Origin of the sequence: Pseudoalteromonas sp. PS5 (genome assembly GCF_004103255.1) — a bacterium.
Classification (GTDB): domain Bacteria; phylum Pseudomonadota; class Gammaproteobacteria; order Enterobacterales; family Alteromonadaceae; genus Pseudoalteromonas; species Pseudoalteromonas peptidolytica.
The window spans coordinates 1-10,922 of record NZ_RCSQ01000229.1 but is presented as its reverse complement, the minus strand read 5'-3'; the positions used below and the strand labels follow the sequence as shown (position 1 = coordinate 10,922).

11 protein-coding genes are annotated in these 10,922 nt (G+C 43.7%); 5 read left to right on the top strand and 6 right to left on the bottom strand.

What is annotated here, in order from left to right; genetic code table 11:
* Positions 1-10 precede the first annotated feature (10 nt).
* From trpA to D9603_RS21050, 6 genes are read right to left on the bottom strand one after another with little or no spacing between them, the layout of a single operon-like run.
* Positions 11-817, bottom strand: a complete 807-nt coding sequence (gene trpA / locus D9603_RS21075) for a tryptophan synthase subunit alpha (protein WP_128732803.1) — start codon at positions 815-817, stop codon at positions 11-13.
* A complete protein-coding gene (trpB, locus tag D9603_RS21070) occupies positions 814-1,998 on the bottom strand; it encodes a tryptophan synthase subunit beta (protein ID WP_128732802.1) in 1,185 nt (394 codons plus the stop codon). The genes trpA and trpB overlap by 4 nt, the downstream gene beginning before the upstream one ends.
* Before the next feature lie 7 nt (positions 1,999-2,005).
* On the bottom strand, positions 2,006-3,370 hold the full coding sequence (gene trpCF, locus D9603_RS21065; protein WP_128732801.1) for a bifunctional indole-3-glycerol-phosphate synthase TrpC/phosphoribosylanthranilate isomerase TrpF: 1,365 nt from the start codon (positions 3,368-3,370) through the stop codon (positions 2,006-2,008).
* Entirely contained in the window at positions 3,363-4,367 is a 1,005-nt protein-coding gene (gene trpD / locus D9603_RS21060; RefSeq protein ID WP_128732800.1) for an anthranilate phosphoribosyltransferase, read from the bottom strand. The genes trpCF and trpD overlap by 8 nt, the downstream gene beginning before the upstream one ends.
* 9 nt (positions 4,368-4,376) lie before the next feature.
* Positions 4,377-4,958, bottom strand: coding sequence for an aminodeoxychorismate/anthranilate synthase component II (locus tag D9603_RS21055; RefSeq protein ID WP_128732799.1), 582 nt, complete (start codon positions 4,956-4,958; stop codon positions 4,377-4,379).
* On the bottom strand, positions 4,951-6,528 hold the full coding sequence (locus tag D9603_RS21050) for an anthranilate synthase component 1 (RefSeq protein WP_128732798.1): 1,578 nt from the start codon (positions 6,526-6,528) through the stop codon (positions 4,951-4,953). The genes D9603_RS21055 and D9603_RS21050 overlap by 8 nt, the downstream gene beginning before the upstream one ends.
* A gap of 438 nt (positions 6,529-6,966) precedes the next feature.
* Here D9603_RS21050 and D9603_RS21045 point away from each other — a divergent pair, with 438 nt between their 5' ends.
* The 5 genes from D9603_RS21045 to rluB are packed head-to-tail and all read left to right on the top strand — an operon-like array spanning position 6,967 to position 10,740.
* Positions 6,967-7,812 carry a PHP domain-containing protein gene (locus D9603_RS21045; protein WP_128732797.1) on the top strand — a complete coding sequence of 282 codons (846 nt, stop codon included), beginning with the start codon at positions 6,967-6,969 and terminating at the stop codon, positions 7,810-7,812.
* Between the two features lie 4 nt (positions 7,813-7,816).
* Positions 7,817-8,437, top strand: a complete 621-nt coding sequence (locus D9603_RS21040) for an L-threonylcarbamoyladenylate synthase (RefSeq protein ID WP_128732796.1) — start codon at positions 7,817-7,819, stop codon at positions 8,435-8,437.
* A gap of 11 nt (positions 8,438-8,448) precedes the next feature.
* A complete protein-coding gene (locus D9603_RS21035; protein WP_128732795.1) occupies positions 8,449-9,243 on the top strand; it encodes a segregation/condensation protein A in 795 nt (264 codons plus the stop codon).
* A 52-nt stretch (positions 9,244-9,295) separates the two neighbouring features.
* Complete coding sequence (gene scpB, locus D9603_RS21030) at positions 9,296-9,883, top strand: SMC-Scp complex subunit ScpB (RefSeq protein ID WP_128732794.1); 588 nt, start codon at positions 9,296-9,298, stop codon at positions 9,881-9,883.
* Complete coding sequence (rluB, locus tag D9603_RS21025) at positions 9,880-10,740, top strand: 23S rRNA pseudouridine(2605) synthase RluB (RefSeq protein WP_125252991.1); 861 nt, start codon at positions 9,880-9,882, stop codon at positions 10,738-10,740. Before scpB ends, rluB begins: the two co-directional genes overlap by 4 nt.
* Positions 10,741-10,922 lie beyond the last annotated feature (182 nt).

The window sequence follows — 10,922 nt, the reverse complement described above, 5'->3', positions numbered from 1 at the left end:
AAAATTGGTATTACTTCTGGGTTGCAGCCTTCATTCGTTCAACAAAGGTTTTCAACTCAAAACACATTGCTTTGTGATCATCTAAATGTTTTTCGATGATTTTAACTACTGCAGAGCCACTGATAGCGCCCGCAGCACCAGAACTAATGGCATGCTTAACATGCTCAGGCTCAGAAATGCCAAACCCTAACAGCGGCGGTGCAGCATGATATTCAATCAATTTGGTGATTATATCTGTCGCTGGCATTTGCGCCGTCGTTTCTGTGCCAGTTACACCTGCACGTGAGAGTAAATAGGTATAACCACGCCCTCGGGTAGCACATTCTCGTAAGGTATCATCACAGGCATTGGGTGTGGCGATAAAAATTGGCGCGATGTCATTCTCCATGGCATTGAGTCTGAATGGTTTAGCCTCGTGCAGTGGCACGTCTGCAACCAAAATAGAGTCAACGCCAGCCGCTTTTGCATCCTGATAAAACTGCGCAATACCTCGAGCAAAAATCAAGTTTGAGTACAGTAACAGGCCAATAGGAATATCACTGTTATATCGGCGGATCTCAGCGATGACCTCAAGGCAATCTTGCGTATTCACATTTTGTTCTAGTGCTCGGATGTTGGCAGCTTGGATAACAGGGCCATCAGCAATGGGATCTGAGAAGGGGATACCGAGCTCTAATGCGTCAGCACCCCCGTCAATCAAGCTCTTAATAATATCGATACTGAGCGCTTTGTTTGGATCGCCAATCGTTACAAAAGGGACGAATGCTCCTTGGTTTTTTTCGCTTAAGTGCGCGAACATTGCGTCATAACGTCTCATAGTTCACCTCGCTCAGAAAGTACTTGGTGGACGTGAGCTAAGTCTTTGTCTCCTCGGCCACTTAAATTGACAACAATGATAGTTTCTTCAGTTTGCGCCTCGGCATACTTTAATGCGTATGCCAGTGCATGGCTCGATTCTAGTGCAGGAATTATCCCTTCATGTTTTGCTAACGCTTGAAAAGCGTCTAAGGCTTCTGTATCACTAATACCGACGTATTGTGCTCTGCCTGTTTCATGTAAAAATGCGTGTTGAGGACCGACCGCTGGATAATCTAAACCGGCAGAAACAGAATAAGACTCTTCAATTTGACCATCTTGATTCTGCATAATATAGGTGTAAGCACCATGCAAAATGCCCTTGGTGCCTTTGCATAATGCTGCGCCGTGCTCGTCAGTATCAAGTCCTTTTCCAGCCGGTTCAACACCAATTAATTTAACGTCTTTTTCCTCAATAAAGTCTGTGAACATACCGATAGCATTAGAGCCACCACCTACACAGGCAATAACAGCATCTGGTAAACGCCCCTCGGCTTTGAGTATTTGCTGCTTGGCTTCTTCGCCAATCATTTTTTGAAACTCGCGCACAATAGTTGGGAATGGGTGTGGGCCTGCCGCTGTACCAAGCAAATAGTGTGCTGTTTGATAGTTTGCAGACCAGTCGCGCATTGCTTCATTCACAGCATCTTTTAGTGTGCCAGAGCCAGCGGTTACCGGGATAACTTCAGCTCCCATCAAACGCATTCTAAATACATTTGGTTGTTGGCGCTCTACGTCTTTGGCACCCATATACACTCTACACTTTAGACCAAGCAAGGAGCAGGCTAGTGCGGTTGCTACACCATGTTGCCCAGCGCCGGTTTCTGCGATGACTTCTTTTTTACCCATACGTTTGGTCAGCAGTGCCTGACCTAAAACTTGGTTGGTTTTGTGTGCACCACCATGGAGTAGATCTTCACGTTTCAAATAAAGTTTTACGTTAGGGTTTGTAACTAAGTTACGAGTTTTAGTTAGCGGCGTTGGACGACCAGCAAACTCATTCAACAGTTGATAAAATTCTGTCTGAAATGCTGGGTCTTTTTGTGATTTATAAAATTCCTGTTCTAATTGTTTTAGAGCAGGTACGAGTAACTCGGGCACAAACATGCCTCCGAAGTCACCAAAATAAGCTGAATTACTCATGTCCACCTCAATATTTTCGAATTTGTGAAAACGCATTTGCGATTTTTTGAGCGCATTTTTTACCAGGCGATTGCTCAACACCTGAATTTAGGTCAAGGCCATCAGCGCCAATCGACACGGCACTAAGAATATTGTCTGGGCTTAAGCCTCCTGCCAACATGTAATTGTTTGTGCTGTTCCTTAATAGCTGCCAATCGAAAACTTGCCCGGTACCACCAAATGCCGTCGCTGTTTTGGTGTCGTACAAATGTTTATCTACACCAGAAAAGGGGGGGGGCAGTGTTGTTTCCACTCCTTGTGCTTTCCAAATTTGGCACGTTAATGGTAGTTGTTTACGTAACGTGTCGATATATCGCTCATCTTCATTCCCGTGTAATTGTACTGCACTGAGCTTTAAAATTTGCGCATACTCAGCCACTTGCTCAAGCGGTGCGTTAACGAACACACCCACATACATGAGTGGTACACTATCAGCGACAGCCTTCGCGCAGTCTATATCGACATAACGAGGAGACTTTGGATAAAAGATAAGGCCACCGTACACCGCGCCAGCTTCATAAGCGGTCTTTGCATCTTGGCTTCGAGTAAGACCACAGACTTTGTTTTCACCTAAAATTAAACGTCTGCAGGCAAGTTCTAAATCTTGCTCTGCCATCAAAGAGCTACCAACCAAAAAGCCATCACAAATTGGCGATAAGCGTTTGACATCTCGGTGTGTGTAGATACCAGACTCTGAAATCACAACTTTGTCTTCTGGAATAAGCGCTCGTAGCTTTTCTGTTGTTGCTAAATCCGTTGATAGGTCTCGTAGGTTTCGGTTGTTAATACCGATAAGTTCAGCGTTTAGTGTCAGAGCCCGTGTTACTTCTTCTTCGTTGCTTACTTCTGTTAAAATCGACATGTTTAGTGACTTTGCCACTTTGGCTAGCGCCATATATTCTTCGTCATTTAATACCGATAGCATCAGTAAAATAGCGTCGCCACCATGCAAACGGGCTAAATAAACTTGATATTCATCTATAAAGAAATCCTTACAGATCAATGGTTGGTCGACTAGTTTTCGTACTTTCGCCAAGTATTCATAGCTGCCCTGAAAATATTTTTCATCGGTTAGCACACTAATACATGTTGCGTACTTACCATAAATGCCGGCGATTTCATCTAAATCAAAATGGGTTCGAATAAGCCCTTTTGAAGGCGATGCCTTTTTACACTCCAAAATAAATTGTGTGCCGGTCTTTGCCAGTGCTGCCATAAAGTCACGTGTGGTCGGGGTGACGTTATCAATAAAGTCGCTTAGGGGCTGCTGTATCTTACGCGCTTTTAGTTCTTCGACTTTATCAGCAACAATTTTTTCTAATACATTAGCCATTACTCACCTCTACGATGTTAGCCAGAGTTGTCATGGCTTTTTTGCTTGCTAATACTTCGCGGACTAGCTGGCTTGCGGTTTTAAAATCTGCTGCCTTGTCAGTTAAAACCAATAGAGCAGCTACGTTGGCGATAATTGCGGCATTGTGCGCGGCTTCGCCTTCACCATTTAAAATCGCAAGGCTCGCTTTCGCGTTATATTCTGGCGTATCTCCTGCGATGGATTCAAGTGAATAGTTTTCTAGTCCAAAATCACTTGGGGTTATGGTGTATTGTGCCACTTCACCCAGTTTCACTTCAGCGACTAATGTCTCACCGTGTAACGCAATTTCATCGGTGCCGCTGCCATGAACGACCATCGCGCGCTTTGTGCCTAAACGGTTGAGTGTTTCGGCCATTGGTAAGACTAGAGCGGGGTCATACACGCCCAGCAATTGCACTTCAGGCTTTGCTGGGTTTGCTAATGGCCCAAGGATATTAAATATGGTGCGGGTTTTTAGCTGGGTGCGAACCGGCATCGCGTGTTTTACACCAGCGTGATAATGCGGTGCAAACAAAAAGGTAAAGCCAGTCTCTGCTAAGCACTTTTCTGCAAGAGCGGGAGTCATATCAATGTTAATCCCAAGAGCTTTGAGTAAATCAGCGGAGCCAGATTTACTGCTCACACTGCGATTACCATGTTTGACCATATTGATACCACACGCTGCAGCAACAATAGCAGCCGTGGTACTCACATTGATGGTGTTTGTGCCATCCCCGCCAGTACCACAGCTATCTGCGGCGAGTAAGCCCCGCTTATCAAAAGGCGTAGCATGATCGCGCATTGCTTGAGCAGCACCTGCAATTTCTGATGCAGTTTCGGTTTTGAGTTTTAGGGCAACCAAGGCAGCGGTAAGCTCGATGTCACTAAGTTGCCCCGTCATAATATCGTCAAATAAGGATTTGGCGTCATCAAAAGACAAATCTTGTTGCTGTAAAAGCGGTTGTAACTTTTCCATAGTATTCTCCTAAGCGCTGAGGTAAGCAATGCTTTGCTGTAATAGTTGAGCGCCATTAGGCGTGAGTATTGATTCTGGGTGGAACTGAAAACCTATCACTCGATCTTCACTATGGTAGATAGCCATGGGAATAGAGTTATATCTTGCAATGACGTTGAGTTCCTGCGGCACTTTAGTTGCCATTAAAGAGTGGTAGCGAGCAACAGGAAACTGTGAGCCCAACCCTGCAAATATTGGGTGCTCATCAGCTTCTATTATAGAAGACTTACCGTGTACTGTTTCGCCTGCACGGCCTATCTCACCACCATAGCTTTGTGTGAGCGCCTGCTGACCTAAACAGATCCCAAGCATCGGAAATCTACCTTTGCAAAGAGCAATTAAAGCCAGTAAACAGCCCGCTTCTGAAGGGGAGCCAGGTCCCGGAGACAAGACTAAAATCACCGGCTCTACTTCAGCGCACATTTTATTGTAAATTGTTTCAGCTGGGATGTTGTTACGATAGACGACTAAGTCAAGCCCAAGGAGGCTAAGTTCATCAACCAAGTTATAGCTAAATGAATCAAAATTGTCTAAGAAGTATACTTTAGTCATTATTTGTATCCTCATACGTAGACTGTACAGCTTTTATCACGGCCATCGCTTTTGCCTTGGTTTCATTTGCTTCACTTTGTGGATCTGAGTCAAATACAACTCCTGCACCTGCTTGTACGTAGGCGATATCATTTTTTACAAATGCAGAGCGAATGACGATACAGCTGTCCATAGCACCGTTCCCCATCAAGTAACCTACTGCGCCACCATAGCTGCCACGGCGCTGTTGTTCGGTATGGCGAACGAGCTCTGCGGCTTTCACTTTTGGTGCACCGACTAAAGTACCCATGTTCATACATGCTTGGTAGGCGTGAAGTGCATCTAAATCAGGTTTTAATTGGCCAACAACTCGGGATACTAGGTGCATCACTTGGGAATAGCGATCGACCTTTAATAATTCTTTGGCGTGCCGCGTACCTGGCACACTGATCCTAGCTACATCATTTCGCGCAAGGTCGACTAACATTAAATGCTCTGCTCGTTCTTTTTGATCGTTCCGTAGTTCAAGCTCAATACGACTATCTAAGTCTGGGCTGATGTTACCATCAGCAAATTTGCCACGGGGCCTTGTGCCTGCAATAGGGTAGACTTCAACTTGATTACTCTGCTCACAATATTTGAGCGCTGATTCAGGAGATGCGCCAAACAAAACAAAGCGCTCGTCCTTCATATAGAACATGTACGGACTGGGGTTTTGTAATTTGAGCTGTTTATAGGCGGCGAGTGAGTTATGGCAAGGAAGTGAAAAAGTGCGAGAGGGAACGACTTGAAATATATCACCGTTGATAATATTGGTTTTCAATTTTTCAACGTGGTTGCAGTAGTCGTCATCACTAATATTTACTTGAACTTCGGGGCAGCCAGCAATAGGGCTAAATTGAAACTCGGTAATTTGGTCACACTGGCTATTGAGTGTTTCTAGTTGTTTGCCGACCTCAAAACAGTTGGCGTGTACGTCAGGGCCATTAAACACATTGCCGATCAGCTCAGTGGTTTGAGTTTGATGGTCAATAACCACTAGGGTTTCAGCTAAATAAAACACGTAATCAGGACAGTCATTATCACCATTTGGCACATTTGGGAGTTGTTCGAAGTTAGCGACCATATCATAGGCAAATACTCCACCTAAAAAGACTGAGAAAGGCGTGTCTGAATTCTGCTTTATTTCATTGATACAGGTTCTAAGTGCACTAAAAGCGTTATCAGCCTTGAGTTTAGTGTGCTCATCAATATCACTTTCAAGTCCGTTGTATGAAAGGGTTAATGTATCTTCGCTGAGATGAACATCACAATTTTTTACCTTTTGTGCAAGATACGGCAGTAGCTGAGCCCCATTATTGGATAATGCTTTGGCGATGACCTGAGCACCGTTACATTCAAATCGGATAGCGCTGTCTACAAGTACAATGCTTTTCACATTATCTTTCGACTCAATCTCTGCGGATTCAAGTAGTAGTGAGTTTTCTTTGTTTAAACCAGCGTATAGTGACAAAGGGCTAGCGGTATAGTCGCGCCTTTGTCTTATGCTGGTGACCTCACCTGGTGTGGTTGTTATGTGACTAAAAATCAAACCTCATTCCTCTTAATTTCTAGATATTCTGTTTAGAAAATAAAAAACCCCCGAAAGCTGAGCTCTGCGGGGGTTATTGTTCAGACACAACAATACCGTCCCGCTAGGGCATCCACCACCACCAAATTGTGTTTACTGTGATATTGTTGTTCATCAAAAAGCCTTAAAAAAATATAAAAAAACCCGCGACATTGCGCGGGTTAATAAATCGTAGATATAACGAAACACACCCGCTTAGTTCGAGTGCCACCACCAAATGTTTTTTTGAAATTGTTTGTTCATTTGTGAATATTTCGTTGTTTAATCTAAATTAGCTACAGTAAACCCCATTCTTGATACAAGTGTCAAGGGCAAATATCAAAAAATAACCTAAGGTCGTATCAGTTCAGATGTGGTATAATCAAAACGTTGATAATTCAGAGAGATAGTTAATACATTTTGATTAAATATGACTTACACAGCCATACTACTTTTTCCGATGGTCGCTTAGCGGTTAATGAGCTGTTGGAGCGAGCGACGGAAAAGGGCGTTGATATTTTGGCCATTACTGACCATGACACCATAGATGCCATCCAGCCTGCGCAGGAATATATTCGTGAACACAATCTGGCACTTGAACTAATCAACGGGGTGGAAATTTCCACTAAGTGGGAAAGCTTTGAGATCCATATTGTTGGGTTAGGTTTCACTCCTGAACACTTAGCATTGACGACACTACTGAGTGAGCAACAAAAAAAGCGTGAGGCCAGAGCGATTGAGATTGGCGCGCGGTTAGCCAAAAAAGGCCATGAAAATGTGTATGAAGATGCGCAATCACTTGCCCAAACTGCTCAGATCACAAGAGCGCACTTTGCTCAAGTGTTGGTACAAAGGGGCGTTGCTAAAAACATCCAAGGGGTTTTTAATAAGTTCTTGGCGCGTGGCAAAACTGGATATGTACCAAGCCAATGGTGTGATATGAAGACGGCTATTGAGGCTATTCATGAAGCCGGTGGGGTTAGCGTGTTGGCACATCCTGCTCGTTATAAAATGTCAAATAAGTGGTTAAGAAAGTTAATTGCAGAATTTAAACAGGCTGGTGGAGCCGCAATGGAGGTTGCACAGCCACAACAAGCACCAACCGAACGTCAATTTTTAGGGCGGTTAAGCCAAGAGTTCGGATTATTGGCAAGCCAAGGGTCTGACTTTCATTTCCCGATGCCTTGGGTTGATCTTGGTCGTAACCTATATCTTCCAAAGGACTGTCAAGGAGTTTGGCGCCATTGGGGAGGCAAAGAGGAATAATAGTATGAGCCAATTTTTTCATATTCATCCAGATAACCCACAAACTCGTTTGATCCGACAAGCGGTTGATATTATTGAACAAGGCGGTGTTGTGGTGTTCCCGACTGACTCTGGATATGCCATCGGCTGTAGCCTTGGAAATAAACAGGCCAAAGAACGCATTGAGCGGATCCGTGGTATTGAAAAGCATCATAACTTTACTCTGTTATGTCGCGACCTATCTGAGCTTTCGACCTACGCTCGAGTAGACAACCAAATGTTTAGAATGATTAAAAACAATACACCAGGACCATACACCTTTATTTTTAAAGGTACTAAAGAGGTGCCGCGTCGTTTACTTAATGAAAAAAAGAAGACCATAGGGATCCGTGTTACGGACAATCCGATCACCTGTGCGTTGCTGGCTGAATTAGGCGAACCTTTGATGTCATGTTCCTTGATTTTGCCAGGTGAGCAGTTCACAGAGTCGGATCCTGATGATATCCGCATGCGTATCGAAAAGCAGGTAGACTTGATTATTCATGGTGGCTATTTAATTGAGCAAGCAACCACGGTTATTGACATGTCTGAAGACACAATAGAAATCCTGCGCCGTGGCTGCGGCGATACATCGCCATTTGAATAACGTAAGCTGAGATGGTACAGCTATCACAACAGAAATTACCGCTGGCCTTTTTACATGGTGAAGCGGTAATTGAAAAACCAGAAGATTTATATATTCCACCTGAAGCTTTGGAGGTTATCTTAGAAACCTTTGAAGGGCCGCTAGATCTGCTCCTCTACCTCATCAAAAGACATAAGCTTGATATTTTAGAACTACCTATTTTTAGTATTACCCAACAGTATGTCCGGTATGTTGAGATGATGAAAGACATGCAGCTTGAACTTGCCGGTGAGTACTTAGTGATGGCAGCGTTACTCGCGCAAATAAAATCAAGAATGCTATTGCCAAAACATGAAGAGTTAGAGGAGGAAGAAGATCCCAGAGCTGAGCTAGTTAGGCGCTTACAAGAATACGAACAATTTAAACAAGCTGCTGAAAACTTGGATGAAATTCCCCGTGTTGAACGTGACATTTTTGTCGCTCATGCGTTGATAGATAACAGTGCTGAGACTGAATCTGAGTTTCCTGATATCGAGCTTAGAGAATTACTTTTAGCACTCAGTGAAGTAATGGCCAGAGCGAAGACCTTTGAGCATCACCAGATACAAGCTGAAGCACTATCAACTCGAGAACGTATGAGTTTTATTTTACAGCTACTACGAGAGCAAAATAAACCTGTTGAGTTTGTGCGATTTTTTACCTTGGACGAGGGACGCAGTGGCGTAGTAGTGACTTTTATTGCAATGTTGGAGCTCATCAAAGAGCAGCTGATTGACTATATTCAGTCACACAGTGCAACTTCAATTTACCTGCATTTAAAAGGCTAGGGGATGCCCTCTACCTCTGTTATAATCTGCGTTTTGTCTTCAAGCATAGAGTATGAAAAGACGCGTTAGCGATGAACAATTGGTTGAACTGGTTGAAGCTGCCATTTTTGTTTCAGATAAGCCATTGTCTAAAAAGCGGCTAAAAGAAACTGTGCTGGAAGATATCGGCGTATCATCACTGCGTATTGATAAAGCACTAGAAACATTGATAAGTCATTATCAAACTCGTGGTGTCCGGCTGGTTGAAGTCGGTACTGGTTATCGCTTTCAGGCTTGTCCGAGCTTGAGTCCTTGGTTAAGTAAACTTTGGCAGGAAAAAGCACCAAAATACTCACGTGCTACACTTGAAACCTTAGCCTTGATTGCTTACCGACAACCGATCACTCGCGGAGAGATAGAGCAAGTTCGCGGTGTAACTGTGAGCTCTACTATTATCAAAAGCTTGATTGATCGCGAGTGGATAAAAATAGTTGGCCATAAAGAAGTGCCCGGTAAGCCCGCGCTATATGCGACGACGAAACAATTTTTAGACTATTTTGCATTGTCAGCTTTAGGAGAATTACCTCGATTGCCTGAACAGCATAATGAAAAAATAGAACAGTTATTAAACGATCCTTCTGTGAGAGAACCATCTGAATGAGTGAAAAACTACAAAAAGTATTGGCAAGAGCTGGCGTTGGCTCAAGACGCGAAATGGAAAAGTATATTGAGTCTAACCGAGTAAGTGTAGATGGAAAAGTTGCCAAGCTAGGAGACCGGGTAGAAGAAACATCGGTGATCCGTGTAGATGGACATGTTGTTAAAATTGAACAACAAGAAGAGCGCATTTGTCGCGTACTTATGTACCATAAGCCTGAAGGAGAGCTGTGTACTCGGCGCGATCCGCAGGGGCGTCGTACAGTATTTGATAGATTGCCAAAATTAGATGGCGACCGTTGGATTGCTATCGGTCGATTAGATATAAATACTTCAGGCCTTTTGCTATTTACCAACGACGGTGAATTGGCTAACCGCTTAATGCATCCCAAATATGAAGTGGAGCGTGAATATTCTGCTCGTGTTTTTGGTGAAGTAACCAATCAAACGTTGCGAACACTGACCACTGGCGTTGAGCTGGATGATGGACCTGCTAAGTTTTTGAAGATTAAACCGCTTGGTGGTGAAGGACTGAACAAGTGGTTTAACGTTACCCTTACTGAAGGTCGTAACCGTGAAGTGAGACGATTATGGCAATCTCAAGAGGTTGAAGTCTCTCGACTGATCCGTATTCGTTACGGAAAGCTTGAGTTAAACAAACGTCTACCGCAGGGGGGCTGGGAGGAGCTGAAATTAGAAGATGTAAATTATCTTCGCAAGTCAGTAAGCCTACGCCCTGAGACCCAAACAAAATTGTCGGTAATGCCTGAAAAGCGCAAAGATAAGCGGGCAAAAATTAATAAAATCAGAAAAGCAGTGAAAAAGCATAATCAACGGGTAAAAACTCCCAGAAGAAAATAGCTTTATACTGATACGACGCAGCACAAATTGCTGGCGTTTTTATTTACGCTTTTTGAGGGTAAAGCAATGGAAGGAGAACTCAAAGGCAGTTGTCTGTGCACGCAATAAAAAGGCTGCGATTGGGAGTAGCAGCCTTGTAGTCGTTAACCTTTATTTAATACCAATTTGAAGGAGTAAATCTG